This window comes from Occallatibacter sp., from assembly GCF_049802275.1.
In the GTDB taxonomy this organism is placed as follows: Bacteria; Acidobacteriota; Terriglobia; order Terriglobales; family Acidobacteriaceae; genus Telmatobacter.
In genome coordinates this window covers 11,865-29,034 of record NZ_JBARMD010000320.1, presented here as the reverse complement: position 1 = coordinate 29,034, position 17,170 = coordinate 11,865, and the positions used below count along the sequence as shown (strand labels likewise).

19 protein-coding genes are annotated in these 17,170 nt (G+C 58.6%); 5 read left to right on the top strand and 14 right to left on the bottom strand.

Going from position 1 to position 17,170, the window contains the following annotated elements; genetic code table 11:
- Positions 1 to 17 precede the first annotated feature (17 nt).
- The 3 genes from WA354_RS11225 to WA354_RS11215 form a co-directional block, all read right to left on the bottom strand.
- Positions 18 to 467 carry a DinB family protein gene (locus tag WA354_RS11225; RefSeq protein WP_472813101.1) on the bottom strand — a complete coding sequence of 150 codons (450 nt, stop codon included), beginning with the start codon at positions 465 to 467 and terminating at the stop codon, positions 18 to 20.
- Between the two features lie 198 nt (positions 468 to 665).
- Positions 666 to 1,208 carry a peroxiredoxin gene (locus tag WA354_RS11220; RefSeq protein WP_472813100.1) on the bottom strand — a complete coding sequence of 181 codons (543 nt, stop codon included), beginning with the start codon at positions 1,206 to 1,208 and terminating at the stop codon, positions 666 to 668.
- A 157-nt stretch (positions 1,209 to 1,365) separates the two neighbouring features.
- On the bottom strand, positions 1,366 to 2,262 hold the full coding sequence (locus WA354_RS11215) for an LpxI family protein (RefSeq protein WP_472813102.1): 897 nt from the start codon (positions 2,260 to 2,262) through the stop codon (positions 1,366 to 1,368).
- A gap of 254 nt (positions 2,263 to 2,516) precedes the next feature.
- Here WA354_RS11215 and tnpA point away from each other — a divergent pair, with 254 nt between their 5' ends.
- Complete coding sequence (gene tnpA, locus WA354_RS11210) at positions 2,517 to 3,026, top strand: IS200/IS605 family transposase (RefSeq protein ID WP_472813099.1); 510 nt, start codon at positions 2,517 to 2,519, stop codon at positions 3,024 to 3,026.
- Between the two features lie 75 nt (positions 3,027 to 3,101).
- Here tnpA and lpxA read toward each other — a convergent pair whose 3' ends face one another.
- The 5 genes from lpxA to WA354_RS11185 all read right to left on the bottom strand — a co-directional run bounded on the left by lpxA (position 3,102) and on the right by WA354_RS11185 (position 7,290).
- The gene (gene lpxA, locus WA354_RS11205) at positions 3,102 to 3,872 is read right to left on the bottom strand and encodes an acyl-ACP--UDP-N-acetylglucosamine O-acyltransferase (RefSeq protein ID WP_472813098.1); all 771 of its coding nucleotides are present in this window, start codon (positions 3,870 to 3,872) and stop codon (positions 3,102 to 3,104) included.
- Entirely contained in the window at positions 3,869 to 4,387 is a 519-nt protein-coding gene (gene fabZ / locus WA354_RS11200; protein WP_472813097.1) for a 3-hydroxyacyl-ACP dehydratase FabZ, read from the bottom strand. Before fabZ ends, lpxA begins: the two co-directional genes overlap by 4 nt.
- Positions 4,388 to 4,488: 101 nt before the next feature.
- Positions 4,489 to 5,316, bottom strand: a complete 828-nt coding sequence (locus tag WA354_RS11195; RefSeq protein ID WP_472813096.1) for a hypothetical protein — start codon at positions 5,314 to 5,316, stop codon at positions 4,489 to 4,491.
- 143 nt (positions 5,317 to 5,459) lie between these two features.
- Positions 5,460 to 6,260: an SDR family NAD(P)-dependent oxidoreductase gene (locus WA354_RS11190; protein ID WP_472813095.1), complete on the bottom strand. Its 801-nt coding sequence runs from the start codon at positions 6,258 to 6,260 to the stop codon at positions 5,460 to 5,462.
- A gap of 199 nt (positions 6,261 to 6,459) precedes the next feature.
- Positions 6,460 to 7,290, bottom strand: a complete 831-nt coding sequence (locus tag WA354_RS11185; RefSeq protein WP_472813094.1) for a bestrophin-like domain — start codon at positions 7,288 to 7,290, stop codon at positions 6,460 to 6,462.
- A gap of 344 nt (positions 7,291 to 7,634) precedes the next feature.
- Here WA354_RS11185 and WA354_RS11180 point away from each other — a divergent pair, with 344 nt between their 5' ends.
- Positions 7,635 to 8,909, top strand: a complete 1,275-nt coding sequence (locus WA354_RS11180) for a SpoIIE family protein phosphatase (protein WP_472813093.1) — start codon at positions 7,635 to 7,637, stop codon at positions 8,907 to 8,909.
- A 117-nt stretch (positions 8,910 to 9,026) separates the two neighbouring features.
- Here WA354_RS11180 and WA354_RS11175 read toward each other — a convergent pair whose 3' ends face one another.
- From WA354_RS11175 to WA354_RS11165, 3 genes are all read right to left on the bottom strand, one after another.
- Positions 9,027 to 9,662 (bottom strand): hypothetical protein, encoded by a 636-nt coding sequence (locus tag WA354_RS11175; protein ID WP_472813092.1) that lies wholly within the window; start codon positions 9,660 to 9,662, stop codon positions 9,027 to 9,029.
- Positions 9,663 to 10,145: 483 nt separating this feature from the next.
- Positions 10,146 to 10,436: a hypothetical protein gene (locus tag WA354_RS11170; RefSeq protein ID WP_472813091.1), complete on the bottom strand. Its 291-nt coding sequence runs from the start codon at positions 10,434 to 10,436 to the stop codon at positions 10,146 to 10,148.
- A gap of 44 nt (positions 10,437 to 10,480) precedes the next feature.
- Positions 10,481 to 10,948 (bottom strand): MmcQ/YjbR family DNA-binding protein, encoded by a 468-nt coding sequence (locus WA354_RS11165; protein WP_472813090.1) that lies wholly within the window; start codon positions 10,946 to 10,948, stop codon positions 10,481 to 10,483.
- Positions 10,949 to 11,056: 108 nt separating this feature from the next.
- Here WA354_RS11165 and WA354_RS11160 point away from each other — a divergent pair, with 108 nt between their 5' ends.
- From WA354_RS11160 to WA354_RS11150, 3 genes are all read left to right on the top strand, one after another.
- Positions 11,057 to 11,413, top strand: a complete 357-nt coding sequence (locus tag WA354_RS11160) for a PadR family transcriptional regulator (protein ID WP_472813089.1) — start codon at positions 11,057 to 11,059, stop codon at positions 11,411 to 11,413.
- 10 nt (positions 11,414 to 11,423) lie between these two features.
- Positions 11,424 to 12,458, top strand: coding sequence for an HAAS signaling domain-containing protein (locus tag WA354_RS11155; RefSeq protein ID WP_472813088.1), 1,035 nt, complete (start codon positions 11,424 to 11,426; stop codon positions 12,456 to 12,458).
- 99 nt (positions 12,459 to 12,557) lie between these two features.
- Positions 12,558 to 12,872, top strand: a complete 315-nt coding sequence (locus tag WA354_RS11150) for a hypothetical protein (protein WP_472813087.1) — start codon at positions 12,558 to 12,560, stop codon at positions 12,870 to 12,872.
- On the opposite strand, the gene WA354_RS11145 is transcribed toward WA354_RS11150, so the two are convergent.
- The 3 genes from WA354_RS11145 to WA354_RS11135 all read right to left on the bottom strand — a co-directional run bounded on the left by WA354_RS11145 (position 12,838) and on the right by WA354_RS11135 (position 17,158).
- The gene (locus tag WA354_RS11145; protein WP_472813086.1) at positions 12,838 to 14,238 is read right to left on the bottom strand and encodes a dicarboxylate/amino acid:cation symporter; all 1,401 of its coding nucleotides are present in this window, start codon (positions 14,236 to 14,238) and stop codon (positions 12,838 to 12,840) included. The two genes, WA354_RS11150 and WA354_RS11145, sit on opposite strands and share 35 nt — an antisense overlap.
- Positions 14,239 to 14,243: 5 nt before the next feature.
- The gene (locus WA354_RS11140) at positions 14,244 to 15,443 is read right to left on the bottom strand and encodes a threonine synthase (protein WP_472813085.1); all 1,200 of its coding nucleotides are present in this window, start codon (positions 15,441 to 15,443) and stop codon (positions 14,244 to 14,246) included.
- Positions 15,444 to 15,517: 74 nt separating this feature from the next.
- The gene (locus WA354_RS11135; protein ID WP_472813084.1) at positions 15,518 to 17,158 is read right to left on the bottom strand and encodes an adenosine deaminase family protein; all 1,641 of its coding nucleotides are present in this window, start codon (positions 17,156 to 17,158) and stop codon (positions 15,518 to 15,520) included.
- Between the last annotated feature and the right edge of the window lie 12 nt (positions 17,159 to 17,170).

The window sequence follows — 17,170 nt, the reverse complement described above, 5'->3', positions numbered from 1 at the left end:
AAGCAAGGGTGGGAAAGCTAGGAGGCACCAGCGAGCAGCTGCTTCAAATGCCACCTCTGGTGCGTCACATAATCCTCGATTAGATACCGCAACGTAACCGGCGCATCCGCATCCATCACGCACTGCGCTTCAAACCGCGATTCCGGAATTCGATCCACAACCGACATGAGGATCTCGTGTTCCGCCTCCCACCACCCCAGAAGCGTGTCCCACGTCTGATCGGCGTAGCCATGCGCCGCGACCCATGCCTCCTGCGCATAATTTGGCCCGTTGAACCAGCCGTCGCTCGTCGCCCGCACAAATCGCTGCCGGTTGTTCGTCGCCGAGTCGAGCAGGTGGCCCACAATTTGCTTCCGTGTCCACCCACCCTCACGCCACGGCACATCCGCCAGCGCCGCCGGCACCGACATCAACTCCCGATGCACGTCGTCCAGACCCGCGCGAAATCTCTGCGAAACGTCGGTCATAGGATCAATCATCTTCGTAAGCCCCATCGCGGGCCCCAAACACGACAAGCTGGGTGCCCCAGGTCTCGATTCTGAGACCTGGGAAAGCAACGAACCATGGATGGGAAAGCTAAAAACTGAGAGCTAGCAGCTGCCTCAGCTGCCGGGTGCCCCATCCATGCGAAGCATGGGCGGGAAAGCTAGAACCTAGTAGCTGCTTTACCCCTTCTGCGCCTCCGCCAGTGCGGCCAGCACTTCTTCCGAATGCACTTGCGGATTCACCTTCGTCCACACCTTCACGATCTTTCCCTTCGGATCGATCAGGAACGTATTCCGCATCGCAATCGTCATGTCGCCGAAGTGCCCCAGCGACCCATACTCGTCCACAACCTTATGTGCTGGATCGGCGAGCAGCTTGAACGTCAGTCCTTCCTTGGTGCAAAACTGTTTGTGGCTGTCTGGCGTGTCCACGCTCACACCAACGATGGCGGCATTCAGTGCGTCGTACTTCGCCTGGTCGCGCTGGAAGTTGTGTGCCTCTATCGTGCAGCCCTGGGTCATGTCCTTCGGGTAGAAGTACAGCACCACCCATTTGCCGCGGAAGCTGTCCAGCGACACCTGGTTCCCATCCTGCGATGGCAGGCTAAAGGCGGGCGCCATCTGCCCGACTGAGGGCATCGGTTCATCCGCCGCCCGCACTGTTACTAGAGAAACCGACAGCGCAACCGCCGCGGCAAACACAATCAGAATCGTCTTCTTCATCTGTAACCTCCTGTTCATCAAAACGGGGATCAAACATCAGCGTCCCAGCCGACACACCGGCATGTCATTGCGACGCAGCGGGAAGAACCGGGGACGCAGCTGCTGCCGGTCAGTATAGTTCCAGACACCAGACGAATTGTCATGAAAAAGTCTGTCCCTATGTCCCTACGTCCCTATGTCCCTGTCGTTGCGTAGCGACGACCGCAATTCCCGCCTCCACGGCTCGCTTCAGCAACGCCTCGCGATCGAACAGCAGCGTCCGCCCCGCTTCTACCGACAAGCACCTGGCCCCGGCCTGCACCATCGTCTCAATCGTCTTCATTCCAATCACCGGCACATCAAACCGCATATCCTGGTTCGGTTTCGCGACCTTCACAACCGTCAACTGACGCTCCAATGTCGAAGCCGGCGATCCATCCTCTGATTCCATCGACTTCATTAGAAGTCCAGCCCGCTCAATCGTCGCGTCCGTCCCTTCCATCGCCTCCACGGCAACACAGGCCTGCGCCGCCACCACAACCGTCTGTCCGATATCGAACCCCGCCAACGAATTCGCTACACCCAGACCATATTCGATATTCTTCCGCTCGTTCTCGCTCGGCGCGCGCCCACCCACGGCTTCTGTCAGTGCGCCTTCTTCGGCCAGCAGCGGCTCCAGAAACTGCGTCGAACTCATCAACTCGATGCCCTCATCGGCCAGCACCTTCGCCACCGCACCCAGCAGCATGTCCGTATTCCGCGTGCGCAGATTCAGCAGCAGCTTCGCCAGCCGCCAGTCCGGCCGGATGCTACTGAAAATCTGCTTGTGCTTCACCTGCCCCGCCATCACCGCGGCCTTCACATCTTCCTTGTGAAACACCTCAATCAGCCGCGACAGCTCTCCCAGTGAAAGCCAGTGCACCGTAATCTTCGCGTCTGCCGCCGCGCGATCGTTGATCTCCGGATCAGTCTCCTCGCGAATCGCCGCAACAGTAACCGCAAACCCCTGCGCCCGCGCCGCATCCAGCAACAAAAACGGAAACCGTCCGTTCCCCGCAATCAGACCAAGCTTCATCGTGCCCACCGCGTGAATCTCATGCACCTATCCGATCCATCTCGGCTCAATAACTCCCGATCGGAAACCGTTTCCGTTTCCAATCCGTGCCGCCCTGCTCTTGCAGGTCAAGCACCGCCGGTCCTCCCGGAGGGAGGAAAAGAAAATAGCCCAGGGTGAAGCGTGGCGAAAACCCTGGGACATGTCTGCCAATAACCCCATCGTCCCGTAGGGCCGACCGATCCACGCCACCTGCGCTACCATTATCCTTCACCATGTCACATACCTATTGCTGCTCGCTATTTCACTGCGTCTTCTCGACGAAGGACCGGCGCAGAACCATTTCGCCGGATATACAGTCTCGGCTCAGGGAATACATCGGAGGGATCGCCAGAAAGCATGGCATGAGAGCCCTTGTAGTCGGCGGTATGGAGGATCACGTCCACATCCTGTTATCCCTGCCGTCGTCTCTTCCACTTGCGAAGGCAATGCGGGAAATCAAGAGCGCTTCGTCGCATTGGATGCACGAGACCTGTGCAGTCAAAGGGTTTCAGTGGCAAGAGGGATACGGCGCCTTCTCTATCGGAACCGCTCAAATCGCTGCCACCCTCGCCTACATCGCCGGTCAGGCGGAGCATCACAAGAAACACGATTTTCAGGCTGAATTCATCGCGTTCTTGAAGAAGAATCGGATCGAGTACGATCCGCGTTACGTTTTGGGGCTGATTCCAGGCGGCCCTCCGGGACGCGGTCCATTTGCACTCAGGTTCCCAGGGTTCAGCTGAGCTTCACCCTGGCTATTTTCGTCTTCACCCTAAGGGGGAAAAACGGCCGAGCGTCCGCCCCCAAATCCACTCGCCCTACTTGATGACCCCGCGCTCGCTGCGCTCGATGAACGTAACCAGCAGCGCCACGTCCTCGCCCTCAAGCTCCCGAATCTTCTCCAGAGCCTGCGTCGTGTTCAGTTTCGACACCAGCAGCAGCCGGAACGCCTTCTGCAGCGCCTTGATCCGCTCCGCGCTGAATCCCCGCCGCTCCAATCCAATGCTGTTCACGCCGTAGGCCTTGTTCTCGCGCCGTGCCGAGGTCTTTGAAAACGGCAGCACATCCTGCGTCACAATCGTCCCGCCGCCGATAAACGCATATTTCCCTACCGTGCAGAACTGGTGTACAGGGCTGAACGCCCCTACGGTGGCGAAGTCTTCGATGATCACATGCCCCGCCAGCGTCGCCGCATTCGCCAGGATGCATCCGTTCCCCACGATGCAGTCGTGCCCGACGTGCACCGCCGTCATCAGCAGGTTTTTTGAGCCAACGCGCGTGATGCCACCGCCCTTCACCGTGCCGCGGCTGATGGTGACGCTCTCGCGGATCGTATTGTCGTCACCAAGTTCGCACTCCGTCGGCTCGCCGCCATACTTCAAATCCTGCGGCGCCATGCCCACCGCACAGAACGGATAAAACACATTCCGCGCTCCGATATGTGTCCGCCCATCCAGCACCACGTGCGAAATCAGCCGGCAGTCCTCGCCCAGCACCACGTCCGGCCCTATGGTCGAAAACGGCCCTACCTCGCATGAGTCGGGAACGACCGCTCCCTCGGCCACCACCGCGCTGGGATGGATACTCACTCGGCCACCGGCGGCGCCGTGGGCGCCTTTCCCCCTGTGGCATTCGTATCCGGGTCGTCTCCGTGCGCCTTCCGCTCCCGTTCCCGTGTCACCACCGCGCACGTCAGCGTCGCCTCGCACGCCAGCTTGCCATCCACCGTCGCGAGGCCATGGATCTTGCCCGCCCGCGTCCGGAATGACAGGACATCCACTTCAATCCGCAACTGATCGCCCGGCGTTACCGGCCGCCGGAACTTGGCTCGCTCGATCCCCGTAAACACCACCAGCTTCGAAAGGCGATCCTCCATCGCGTGCATCATGATGATGCCGCCAGCCTGCGCCATCGCCTCCACCACCAGCACTCCCGGCATGATGGGATACCCAGGAAAATGCCCCTGAAAAAACGGCTCGTTGATGGTCACATTTTTGATCGCCACCAGCCGCTTGGTCGGCTCGAATTCCGTGATCCTGTCGATCAGCAGAAACGGGTAGCGATGCGGAAGAAATTCCAGGATCTCCTGGATGTCGAACGTCATGCTCTGGCTCCAGAAAGCGCGCGAAAAACCACCCCGCGCTCCCTGAGGATTATAACGAAGCGAGCTCATGGCTAAGAGCTACCGGCTACGAGCTTTGTTATTCACTTCTTGATCTTCTGCGCCACCGCGTTGATATCCCAGAAATCCGCGGGCAGATCCTGGTTGTAATGCACCTTATCGATGTACAACTGCCGGAACATCTCGTCGTTGTGCATGCGCGTGATCGAGAACGCCGTCGGAAATCCATCCACATCGTGGTAGTCCGCGTACTCCTCCACATCCGTGTTCTTGTCTTTGTACAGCGGATCGCGCCACTGAAAGCTGCGGCTCAGCGGCAGGTGCGTCTGCACATCCATCTGGATCGTGATCGCCTCATTCTGGGCCGAGATCATTGTCACCTGTTCGGCCATATGCCGTTCGGCCATCCGCTGCCCCTCATACACCAAGATCGTGTTCGGATCCTTCAGCCACACCTTCATCGCCGTCTCAATCGAGTGGTCACGCCGCCGCATAAAGTCATCCACCTGATCCTGCGGTAGTGGTTTTGCTCCGCGATACGTCACCTCAATGCCTTTGCGCCCCTCGTAAAACTGCACCACGTCGCGATGCTTCGTATACTCCACGCGATCGTGATCGGGCCACTGGTGAAAATCGTAGAAGAGCGTCGTCCCCGGGTCGGGATTGCCGTGATAGAACGCCGCAATGTGCCCCTCGCGCTCCATGTTCTTCGCGTTCATCCACGCGTCGCCGCCCATCGCTTTCACCATAGCGTCCAGCGCGGCGCGTGCCTTGGCCGTATTTTTCTCCCCGGAATCATTCGCCGTCTGCGATGTCTTTATTGCACCAGCACCGCTGTCGTCAGTCTGTGCCCGTAAACCCAGCGGCATCGCCAGCACAAATGCCAGCCCCACCGCGCATCCCTTCCCCATTCTTCCTCCGCCTGTCTGTCTAATCCTGTTTCCCAATCCCTGTCCCATACAAGAGGCCGGGTGCCCCATCCATGGCGCGCCTTTGCTTCTTGCGCCATGGGTGGGAGAGCACAAACTCCACCAGCCAGGACCCAAGCTGACGCCTATCCCACCAGCACCGCTCCCCCATTCACATTCACCACTTCTCCTGAAATAAAACCAGCCAGAGGCGTACACAGAAACAGCACCGGCCCAGCGATCTCCCGCGGTGTAGCCACGCGCCCCACCGGAATCCCCGAACGTATCCTCGAACCGAGCGCGGAATCGCCCAGCGTCCCGGCCGACATATCCGTCGCCACCCACCCCGGAGCCACGCAATTCACGCGAATCCCCTGCGGCGCCAATTCACTCGACAGGCTCTTTGTCAGACTGATTAGAGCCCCTTTCGTCACGGCATAGTCCGCATGCAGCGCTTCTCCGCGCTGTCCCGCCGTCGAACTGATCAGCACAATGTGTCCCCTCGTCCCATCTCCGCCCGTCGCCGGCTCTCCCTGCAACAGCATTTGCCCAACCGCCGCCTGCACCAGCCCGAATACCGAGTCCAGATTCACGGCCATCGTATTCCGCCACTGCTCCTCGGTCATCAACTCAATCGGAGCATCCTCCGAAGGCCACACCCCGTGATTCACCACCAGCGCATCCAGCCGCCCAAAGGCCTTCACCGCTGCGCCCACCAGCGCGCGACCGTCCGATGGAGTGCTCAGTTCCTGTTCTATCGGTATGCAGCGCGTCTGACCGCAGCACTCGTCCATCAGGGCGAGCGCCTGCTCCTTCGCCTGCCGGTAGCTGAACACCACCCGCGCCCCCGCCGCCGCAAACAGCCGCACCGTCTCCGCGCCAATTCCGCGCGACCCACCCGTGATCAGCGCAACCTTCCCATCCAATACCAGCGACACTCCTGCCATAACGCCAAACTAATGCGTCTCCTCACACCCTGTCTATATTTAGAGGAACTACTTGCCCTGGCGCTTCATCGGTGCGTACTTCGGCGGACAGCCGTTCATGATCGACGATATACATGCCTGAAACAGAAACGCACGCACCGGCATTGGCGTCCGGCGATTCATAAGGCCGGTTCTACTTTTGAGTTTGTACTACGCAATATTAGTGCTCTGAATGACCTTCAGGTTGAGCATCATTTGGTGGCACCATGATTTGTTCATAGACGCGCTCTAGGGGTTCAGGAGAAACGCTGGTCTTACCTCTATAAGGATTATCCAGAACTGCGATTAAAAAAATCAGCAGAGCCAGCAAGCCTGCAAACAATATCGTCATCCAGAAGTGCATGGTGAAACTTTCCGGGTGAAGGAACCATGTAACCGCGATGCAAATCCCGGCTCCGGCGATTACCAGGGTCCACAGAGGCCCGGGCATTTCGCCGGTCACACTGTTGAGCCGCGCTCTTCGGCTTTCCGTCAAGTCATTGAAGGCTTTATAGGCTTCTGCGGCCAGGATCTTCTGTCGCTCGTCCTGCGGCTCGTAGGACATAAAGTGTTGCTGAAAGTCGTTCAACACAGAGCTCGCATTATTGGGAACGATTCCGCGCCGCTGCATCGGCCACCCCACGTCGATAACCTGGCGTGTATACGTACGCAGGTCTTGCTCCAGGATGCTGCGCGCGGGTTCGGGGTACGCACCGATGTCGCGGTAAAGAGCGCCAAGGGCGGTCGCCTCATGGTCGACCTTTCCCTGCACGTCGGAATAGGTAGCCCAGGCTCCAATGGCCAGCAGGCCCGCACAAACTGCGTACAAGACAGTGGTGCCCGCCATGTAGAAACCGACAATGTGGTTGTAGGCGTGGTGCTCCTTGCTGTCGAGGCGCCGTACCCAGCCGCGAGTAAGGTAAAGGCCGGCCAAACCAAAGGCGACAAACGCGGCCACGGTTAGAGTGCAAGAGAGCCAGCTCGGAACACTATATAGCCAGTAGATTTTCATCGAGGCGATTCCTTGAGAACTGCGATCCACGCAGTCCTACTGAGGATTCGTATGTTATTCCGCGGGCCAAAACTCATCAAGGTGGAAGTACAAAAACTCGACGAAATCGGATGGCATTCCACCGGAAAACAACCGGAAATAGCCCCAGAAATCAATGACATCCTCGTTGTGCATAAACGATCCTTGACTCGAATTCCAGCCTTGGATCCCGAGCTCGCCCGGGATTGAAATGGCCGCCCGGCTGTGTGCCCTCCGCCTTGGCAAGTCCTTAAAAAACTGCATCGCACCGCACCGTCGTCCATCCAATCGACAACCCGCTTTCTGGGTCCAAAGGACGCTTCCCCATGGCCACACACCCAGCAACGGCTCAGGCCCGCGACGCTTTTCCACCTCGCATTCACTCCTCCTGCGACTTCACCCACACCCTGATGAAGTTACAGCGCGCCACCTATCTCATCGCCTCTACCCTTGAGCTGGATGCCCTGCTCGACCGCGTCGTCAACGACATTGCCGCATCCATCGGCAACGTCGAAGTCGACGTCTGGCTTCGTGACGGAAAATCCGATGACCTGGTTCTCTCTGGCGTTCGCGGCTGCACGAAAAACAAACAAGGCGCACGACTCAAGATTGGCAGGCAAGGCATGGTCGGCCATGTGGCCGCCACCGGCAAAATGCGCTACGCACCGGATGTCTCCAAGGATCCCTATTACATTGCCTGCGAGCCCAATACGCGCTCGTCCGTCAGCATCCCCTTGAAAGCCGCGGGCGAGGTGATTGGGGCCCTCTGCGTCGAACACTGCGAGATCGACGCCTTCTCCGACGATCAGCGCCAGGTGCTCCAGGCGCTCGCCGGTCACATCGCCATTGCAGTCGAAAACGCCCGCCTCTTTCGCAACGAACGCTTTGAGCGCGAGCGGCTGCAGAAGGAGTCCGCCGAGGCGCGCGCCATGCAGCAATCACTCTTTCTCAAGCCCCAGCCGCTCGTACCCGGCTTCGCGTTTGAAACCGCCTGGCACCCTGCCGGAGCGGTAGCTGGCGACTGGTTCGACTTCATCGATCTCGGCAGTCAGCGCTACGGCATCGCCCTGGCCGATGTCTCCGGCAAAGGCATGCCCGCCGCGCTCCTCATGTCTGCCACGCGGGCTCTCCTGCGTTCGATCGCACCTCTCTACACTTCTCCGGCGCAGACTCTCGAGCATCTCAATCGCACCCTCACCGATGATTTCCCGATGGGCAAATTCGTGACCATGGTCTATGGTGTGCTCGACGCTGGAACGCGCCAGATCACCGTCGCCAGCGCAGGGCATCTGCGTCCCCTGGTGATCAATCATCACTGCGCATTTCTCGACCTCGACACCGGTCTCCCGCTCGGGCTCGGTGCGTCCAGCTACCCCGAGAGCACCCTCACACTCGATCCCGGCACGCGACTGCTGTTCTATACCGACGGCATCACCGAAGCCATGGACAGCACCGACGAAGAGTTCGGTCCCGCTCGCCTGATCGAGCACTTCCATGACCCCGGAGCCTGCGTCGACAGTCTCATCGCCGAAGTAAAAAGATACGAAACCGGATCGACTCACACCGATGACGCGACCGCCGTGCTCATCCGCAGCCGTTAAACGAATGGTCCATCGGCCGCAGTTTCGGTAGACAACAGGCACGCGTTGAGTGGCTTTTCACCAGCAAAAAGCCAAGCCTCAATCTGCTCAAGACCCTACGCGTATTCCGAATCTGGTCTAGAACCGGAAATACGCCCCGATCATTGGCTCTGACGTATGCGTGAAGGCGTTAGTGGACGTGTAGAGCGCAGTCAAATCGGGTGCCTTGTACAGGTTCCCGCGATACTGAAAGCGAAGGCCGATGTGCGGAAAAACTCCCCAGTCCAGGCCCGCGCCATATAGAAACACTGCCTTGGTATCGCTGGTCGTATTGATCTGCCCGCCCGTCGGCTGATTGAACAGCAGTCCCACGCCCGTGAGGGCAAACGGCCTCAGATTCGCGATGTGAATCGAAGCCACCCAGTCCGCGCTGATCTCGTGCGCATTCGCCGATACCGCTGCCGGCGACGGGCACGGCGGAGTAGCGCCGACAACGCAGGTCCCGCTGGCGAAACTCGATGAGTACACCTGGTTGGCCCGGTTGTAGGAGTAGGTTGCCTCATATCCAATCAGCGGATTCCGAATATGCCGAAGCTCAATCATCCCGCCCGCCGAGTTCGAGGGGCTCTGGATGGTTCCGTTCCCGTTAGTCGTTCCATGAAACGCTCCATACACGCTAAGCGCCATGTCCGTCTGGGCCTGTGCCGTTCCGACACCGCCGATTGCGGCCAGCCCCGCAAACGACAGAAACCCCTGCAACCATATTTTTCGCATGATGGCCTCCAATGAATGCGCTTGGATCAAATAAGACGAGGACTCAACAACAAGCCTGAATCTTCCTTTTGGACGCGTATTTTGGACAATCAGTGGGCTGTCCGCAGGTTACGGAGGTCTCTCGGAGGTAAACGGCGCCGCGACCTTCTAGGTTCTGAAAAACCTGGGCGCCCGTTTCGCAAGCCCAGGCTGTCAAGAGGCGGGGGATCACGAATGCACCGTAAATCCAGGATCAGAAAGCAATTAAATATTCTTGAAGCCTTGCCGATAATTTCAGCGCCTGGGAGCAGAATGAAGATCTATGCAAATCGCTGCAGAAAATGACGCTGCCTGCATGCGACATCGGCGAATCGCCGCTGAGGGCGGACCCGAGAGCACCCCTCCCCCCGGGTATTACTACTCATTTCCTTCGCCTGTACATAGGTAACCCGGCCATCGCGAGACGTCGGAAAACATCGCAATGTGTTGTGAAAAAACCGGCCTTCAGATAGCCCGCACCATCCGCACGGGCAGAAAGATGATGGCGCTCACCAGTTCCAGAACACCGCCCACGGCGATCCCGACAATGCGGAACGGCAACAGAAGAAGCCATACGAATGGATAGGCAATCACGGCCAGCAAGGCCAGCGGCCAGCAGATCACCAGCAGAATGCACCACAAGAGAAACTTCGCCATGACATCTACCTCAATCTGAATCAACACCCAGACATACGCGGATTCGCGACTTCCGGTTCCACCGACGTCTGTACCCATCATGACGGGCCATTTCGTCACGAGTGGAATTGCACAAAAATATTCAGACGCCGATCATCGTTCCCTCACGCCTTTTTTCCACGAAAGGAGCTTTTGGGTTCGGTCGCCTTGGCTCTGGCTTTCAGCCCCTTCTTCCGCTCGGCGATGGCCTGCTTCCGTTCCTCCACCGGCAGCGCCAGCAGATCCCTCGTCCGCTTCGGCAGTTTTTCGAAAATCAGCGCGTGTCCTTTTCGAAGTTCTTCTTCAATCTCCCGCGGCCGCAACGCGTCCCACCGTTCCAGCGTTACCCAGTACGCCTTGGCAAGGTAAGGCGAGGCGATAATCCCCTCGATCTCCAGCAGTTCATGGAACCGCTCGGCCCCGCAGTGAAACCACAGCACCCCGGTTCCGGTGCCGTCCAGGTCTGTCATGGCAAACATCTTGCCGCCGACATCCCGGTCGCCCGCCCAGTAAACCAGGTGATGGCCCCAGTTCACCGTCTCCACCACGTGCGGTAGCGCCACGCAGATCGCCCGGATACGCTCGTTATCCATGCCGAAGATTCTAGCCCGGTTCATCCGTGCAAAAAATCTTTCTAAAACTACTTGACGTCATACACTAGTTGTCATACAGTATATGAAGTACAGTGTACGAGGCACAGCATGACCGTAGCTGAGAACCAATTCGAAAGTCTTCGCCTCGAGCTCCGCCGCGGCAGCTTGACCCTTGCAGTCCTGGCCCAGCTTCGTCAGGAGCATTACGGCTACACGCTCCGCAAGGATCTGGCTGAAAGGGGTCTCGAAATCGACGAAAGCACGCTATACCCGCTTCTCCGCCGCCTCGAGACGCAGGGCCTTCTGGTAAGCCAATGGCGCGAAGAAGATAAGCGTAACAAGCGCTTCTACCGCCTCTCGCCCGATGGCGAACAGATTCTTGCCCAGTTGCTGGACGAATGGCAGGCCATCAACGCTTCAATTAATCGAATCTTCGAAAACCCTGAATCCCAGAGCAGCAAGTAAGGAAACAGCCATGGAACTCCTCGACCGTTATCTCCAAGCCGTCAAAAAGTACCTGCCGACACGTCGCCAGGACGACATCATCGCCGAACTGCGCGCCAACATGGAGTCGCAGATCGAAGACAAGGAATCCGAACTCGGCCGTCCGTTAACCCAGGGCGAGATGGAAGACTTGCTCCGAAAGATGGGCTCGCCTTTGAAGGTCGCCTCGCGTTACCAGCCGCAGCAATACCTGATCGGTCCCACATTCTTCCCGATGTACGTGTACGTCATGCGCGTAGCGCTGTTGTGGGCCTTCATCATCACCGTGATCGTGACTGCAGTTGTTATTCCGCTAACAACACCCGGCGCGGACGAAGTCTTCGCATCGCTGTTCCGCATCCCCGGCGTCCTCATCCAGGTTGCGGGCTGGGTCACGCTCGTTTTCGCGATGATCGAGTTTTTCTCAACTCGTTATCCTGAGAAGTGCCCAACCATCGACGGCCTCACTGACAAATGGCAGCCGAGCTCGTTGCCGCCGCTCGATAAAGATGAAGCGGGGAGAGGAAAACGCCGCTCCTTTACGCAGGCGGTCGCGGAGATTGTCTTTGGCTGCCTGTTTCTGGCATGGCTGCTTCTGATCCCGCACTACCCGTTTCTGCTGATGGGACCCGGTGCGTTGTATCTGCACGGATCGCCCTTCCTGCTTGCGCCCGTCTGGTGGACCGTCTACGTATGGGTTGTCATCCTGAATATTGCGCAGATTTTGTGGAAGTGCTTCGACCTTGCGAGTGGCAATTGGGAGTATACGAACCGGATCCAGCGGATGATCAACCAGGCCTTCGGCCTGATCCCGATCATCTTGCTGCTCACGGCTCCGGGACACATCTACGTTTCACTCAAAAATCCCGCCGTCGATCAGTTGCGTTATGGCCACAACCTCGAACAGCTTAATAATGCAATCCACCTCGGCTTTGCAGTGATCTGCACGATTGTTGTCCTGCAACTCGCTTTCGATCTGGGCAAGTTGGCCCGGGAGGCCTATCGCCTTCGCGTCGCAGCCGCATAGCCATCTCGTTGTACTGCTTCGCGCGGATGATGTCCGATTATTCGCACCATTGGATACCGTTCAACACTGGCGGACGAGGGCGCCCGCATTGGAGGAAACATGCGCCGTCTTATAACCTGCTTCAACGCTCTGCTTCTCGGAATCATCCTCGGCATGATCTTCGTGGCGATCGTCCATGCGCCTCAATCCTCTCAACAGGAAGCGCCCCGCGCACATGGGATCACGATAGGCTATGAAATCGTCGGAGCAGAGGATCAGACCACAATTGTGCTGATTGCTGGAACGACAACGCACCTCGTTCGCCTGCCCGCGGATTTCTGCGCATACCTTGCAGACCAGGGCTGCCACCCGTCGTCCTTTGTCACATCGGTTTCTTTTGTTAAACCTTCAACACATTCGCAGGTGAGGAACTAGGAAGCGCGCCTTCCGTCCTGCCGATCACCGCGGCCGCCATGCAATTGCCGACCACGTTCATCATGGTCCGGCCCATGTCCATCAGCGTGTCAACACCAAGAATCAGCAGAATCGGCGCGGTCGGCAAATGCACTGCGCTCGCGGTTGCAAGCAGCACCACTAATGACGCACGCGGCACTCCGGCGATCCCCTTGCTCGCCGCCATCAACACCAGGACCACCGCGAGTTCCCGTCCAAACGTGAGATGAATGCCCGCCGCCTGGGCAACGAAAACCGCTGCCATCGAGAGATAGACGCTGCCGCCTGTCATGTTGAAGCTATAGCCCGTTGGGATAACAAAGGAAACGATCCAGCGAGGCACGCCAAACTCTTCCATGCGCTCCATTGCCAAAGGAAGAGCAGCCTCCGAAGTCGTCGTTGCAAATCCAATCGCCGCGGGCTCGCCCACTGCCCTGATGAATCTGGCCAGCGGAACCCGAAACGCTGCCATCACAGGAACCATAACAAGCAGGGCGAACGCTGTCAGCGCTATGTAATACGTCACGACGAGCTTTGCCAACGGAAGAAGCGTCGCCAGGCCTGTGTTCCCGACGGTATACGCAATGGCCGCTCCAGCAGCGAGCGGCGCGAGGTACATGATGAAGCGCGTCATCTGGAACATCACGTCAGCGAGTGACTGCAGCACTGAAACCAGCGGTGCCCGCTTCTGATCGGGCAACATGGCCAACGCCGAGCCGAACAGAATGGAGAAGATCGCAACCTGCAGAATCTGATTCTGCGCCACGGCCTCGGCGATGTTGTTCGGAAAAAGGTTGAGGATGATCTGCTGCCACGTCTGCGGAGCCTGCGCCGCTGCAGGCGCGGCTCCCTCCAGCACGGCTGGAATCGCGATGCCCCAGCCCGCACCGGATATATTCATCGCGACAACGCCGATGATCAGGCCCAGCGTTGTCACGACTTCAAACAGGATCAAAGCCTTGATCGCAACGCGACCTACCGAGCGGAGCTCGTTGTGGCCCGCGATGCCTGTTGTGATCGTGGCAAACAACAGCGGCGCAACGATCATGCGGATCAATCGCAGGAACAAGTCGCCGGGCAATCGCACCTGCGCAGCCATATGCGGGGCATCGATCCCGAACTCGATTCCCGCAACCATCGCGAGAAACGTCCAGGTCATCAACGATGGTTTGCGAACCGCGAAGACGATGAAACAAGCAATCCCGACCCAGCGAAGCGTCTCGCCCAAGCCAGGTAGATGTGCGAGTGAAGCGGCCGCGCCCGCGGTAACCAACAGCACGCCGGCAATCGCAACTACCCGCGCGATGCGGTCCTCGCTCTGCGTGTGTGTTGAAGTGGAAGTCGCCATCTTGCCTATTGCGCCTTCGGACGCTTCAGCTTCATCGCCTCGGCGGTCACATCCGTATACTTCAGCCCTGCTCCCGTATTGAACAGGACGACCCGATCGCTCGTCTTCAAATATCCCTTCGCAAGCAGCTTGTCGTAGGCCGCTGTCACGCTCGCACCTTCCGGCGAGAGAAAGATGCCCTCATTCCGCGCCCAGTCCAATATCGACCCGAGAATCTCCTCATCATTCACCGCCATGGCCAGCCCATCCGACGCGTGCACAATGTCCAGAATGATCGAATCGCCGTAAGGCTTCGGCACCCGCAATCCAGATGCGAACGTCGCCGCATCCTGCCACATCGTACTCACTTTTGCGCCCTCGTTGTAAGCGCGCACCACCGGCGCGCAGCCCGACGACTGCACCGCAATCATCTTCGGCCGCTTGCCCGGTCGCACCCAACCCAGTTCCTCCATCTCCTCGAACGCCTTCCACATCCCGATCAGCCCGACGCCTCCGCCGGTTGGATAGAAGACTGCGTCGGGATATTCCCAGCCAAGTTGCTCCACTAACTCGTAGCCCATCGTCTTCTTGCCCTCGACACGAAAAGGCTCCTTCAGCGTAGAGACATCGAACCAACCCTCCTGTTGCTTCCGCTCCTGAACGATGCGCGCGCAGTCTGAGATCAATCCATCCACGAGTTCCACATGCGCGCCATAAGCCACGGCCTCAACATAGTTGGCAAACGGCACATCGAGCGGCATAAAGATATGCGCCTCAATTCCCGCCGCCGCGGCATAAGCTGCCAGCGCCCCCGCCGCATTACCAGCCGATGGCACTGCGAGCTTGTGCAGACCGTAGTGCTTAGCCATCGTCACGGCCATCGCCAGCCCGCGCGCCTTGAACGTACCTGTAGGATTGGCGCCTTCTTCCTTCACGAAGGCTCCGGTATGCCGCGTACTCTTCAGCATCGGCGTCCATCCCTCGCCGAGCGTGACCGGTTCAGCTTCAGGAAGCACCGACCGATAGCGCCACATGCCCGCCCACGGTCCCGCAGCATCCTTCGCAATCACATCGCGCGCCGCTGTTCCTTTGAGGTGTTTTAAGTCATAACGAACAAAAAGCGATCCGGCTGGCTGAGTCGGGCACTGCTGGCAAACGGTCTGTGGCGTTTCGGCAGAGGTGTGCGCACCGCAGCGCGAGCACTCAAGATAAGCAATGGAAGGCATCGGTTTGGCGGCTCCAGATACAGATTAGCGGGTCGTAGCCGAATCCAAGCTGCCCCGGCGGTGAGGAAGGATCGTCAGAACTTCGCTTCGAATTCCCGAAACCGCCGCTCCAGCTCCCACTGCGCAGCCGCTTTCTCATTCGCATTCAGAAAGCTCCTGCATGAAGCAGACGGATTTGGTCCACCGAGAGCCTGCCCCTTGCAGGCCGCTACGGGCGCGCTGAAGACATCAGGCATAGCCCACAAGCCGTCTCCCGGCAGAAAATCATGTTCCATTCCCGTGCGCGCCAACTGCTTCAGATCCAGGTAACTCAGGTGATAGTCGTTCGCGGCACGCACGTACTCATGTGTCAGATCAATGCGGCTCACACCCTGGTCATCCGTTGAGAGCGCTACCGGCACATGCGCTGCGCGATAGTACTGGAACGGATGATGGTCGCCCGTGATGCCGAGAATGCCCTCATTCGAGCTCAAATTGATCTCGACCATGACATGCTTCTTCGCCATCTCCTTCAGCAGCCCCGGTGCATCGTCTTCGTACATCACATCCACACCGTGCCCGATGCGCTCCGCATGCCCGATCTCCACCGCCTGGCGAATATGAAACTTCAAACCCTCGGGCGGCACCATACCCGGCGCCAGTTCGCCTGCATGCAGGCTGATATGCACCTTTGGATAGAGGCTGTGCAGATACTCCACCATCTTCATGTGCAGCGCGTAGTCGCGCATCGCCACCATGTAATCTTCAGGCTGCACGAAGTTGATGCCCACCCAATCATCCGAACCTTGCTCAATGGCCTGCTGCACCGTCTCAAATCCCAGCAACGTCTGCGCAAACACCTGCTCGGGAGAGAAAGCCCGCAGCACCTGATAGATGAACCGCACCTGCACTCGGCATGCGCGCGCAGCCTGCGGTGTTCCGCAGTGCTGAATCTGATTGCGCGACTTGATCGCGGCCTTAATCTGCTCGCGATCCTCAGCAACCTCATCCTTCAAACCATGATCGAGTAGCGTCTGTCGCATCTGCGCGAGGTCCGGATTGAATCCCACCTCGTGCGCAATCCGCGCCGCATGCCCAAATGTCGGAGTTTCCATTAGCTCAAGGTATTGGTTGTTCTCAGCATCCGAACGCCTCGTGATTTCGTCGATCCACTGGCCCGTGTGGCTTTTATCGAGTCCGCCAAACCGATCAAAGGTTGAAAAGAATTGATCGTGCCCGCTATAGCTCGGTGTCGGCACAAAGTTCCGCATCGAAAATGCATCGACGAGACGATCGTACAAATTCTGTTGCGCCGGTGTCAGACTGCTTCCGTTCAATTCGCTCGCCGGGACAAGCAGCGGCGAGCAGGGCTCTTTGAGAGCCTTTCCAGATTCGTTGCGCGCAAAATCCAGCTTCGCTGGGTCGATGCATACCTTGTCTTCAGCGGCCACGCGGATCAGCGTCTCAGCATATACACCGGCTCCGAGATGAAAATGCAGATCGGCCCCTTTGGGAAAATCTGCCAGAAATGCCTGCACCGCAAGCGGCCCCTGCTGCACTGCAGCCTGGTACGCACGCGATGCCCGGACTTCGGGTACAGCAATCACTGAACCGCGCGTACCCGAAGCTCCAGCCTGCTGCCCGGCGGCAGAAGGACCGGCAATCTGAGCAAACAGTACTGCCGCGGCGAGCGAAACCACGGCCAGGCGTGGGGACGGTGCTGGTGAAATGAGCATGGTTGCTCTCCA

Coding starts and splice junctions, on each gene's coding strand:
- WA354_RS11225 (WP_472813101.1), bottom strand. CDS start 467: ATGACCGACGTTTCGCAGAGATTTCGCGCGGGTCTGGACGACGTGCAT.
- WA354_RS11220 (WP_472813100.1), bottom strand. CDS start 1,208: ATGAAGAAGACGATTCTGATTGTGTTTGCCGCGGCGGTTGCGCTGTCG.
- WA354_RS11215 (WP_472813102.1), bottom strand. CDS start 2,262: ATGAAGCTTGGTCTGATTGCGGGGAACGGACGGTTTCCGTTTTTGTTG.
- tnpA (WP_472813099.1), top strand. CDS start 2,517: ATGTCACATACCTATTGCTGCTCGCTATTTCACTGCGTCTTCTCGACG.
- fabZ (WP_472813097.1), bottom strand. CDS start 4,387: ATGACGTTCGACATCCAGGAGATCCTGGAATTTCTTCCGCATCGCTAC.
- WA354_RS11195 (WP_472813096.1), bottom strand. CDS start 5,316: ATGGGGAAGGGATGCGCGGTGGGGCTGGCATTTGTGCTGGCGATGCCG.
- WA354_RS11190 (WP_472813095.1), bottom strand. CDS start 6,260: ATGGCAGGAGTGTCGCTGGTATTGGATGGGAAGGTTGCGCTGATCACG.
- WA354_RS11185 (WP_472813094.1), bottom strand. CDS start 7,290: ATGAAAATCTACTGGCTATATAGTGTTCCGAGCTGGCTCTCTTGCACT.
- WA354_RS11180 (WP_472813093.1), top strand. CDS start 7,635: ATGGCCACACACCCAGCAACGGCTCAGGCCCGCGACGCTTTTCCACCT.
- WA354_RS11175 (WP_472813092.1), bottom strand. CDS start 9,662: ATGCGAAAAATATGGTTGCAGGGGTTTCTGTCGTTTGCGGGGCTGGCC.
- WA354_RS11165 (WP_472813090.1), bottom strand. CDS start 10,948: ATGGATAACGAGCGTATCCGGGCGATCTGCGTGGCGCTACCGCACGTG.
- WA354_RS11160 (WP_472813089.1), top strand. CDS start 11,057: ATGACCGTAGCTGAGAACCAATTCGAAAGTCTTCGCCTCGAGCTCCGC.
- WA354_RS11155 (WP_472813088.1), top strand. CDS start 11,424: ATGGAACTCCTCGACCGTTATCTCCAAGCCGTCAAAAAGTACCTGCCG.
- WA354_RS11150 (WP_472813087.1), top strand. CDS start 12,558: ATGCGCCGTCTTATAACCTGCTTCAACGCTCTGCTTCTCGGAATCATC.
- WA354_RS11145 (WP_472813086.1), bottom strand. CDS start 14,238: ATGGCGACTTCCACTTCAACACACACGCAGAGCGAGGACCGCATCGCG.
- WA354_RS11140 (WP_472813085.1), bottom strand. CDS start 15,443: ATGCCTTCCATTGCTTATCTTGAGTGCTCGCGCTGCGGTGCGCACACC.
- WA354_RS11135 (WP_472813084.1), bottom strand. CDS start 17,158: ATGCTCATTTCACCAGCACCGTCCCCACGCCTGGCCGTGGTTTCGCTC.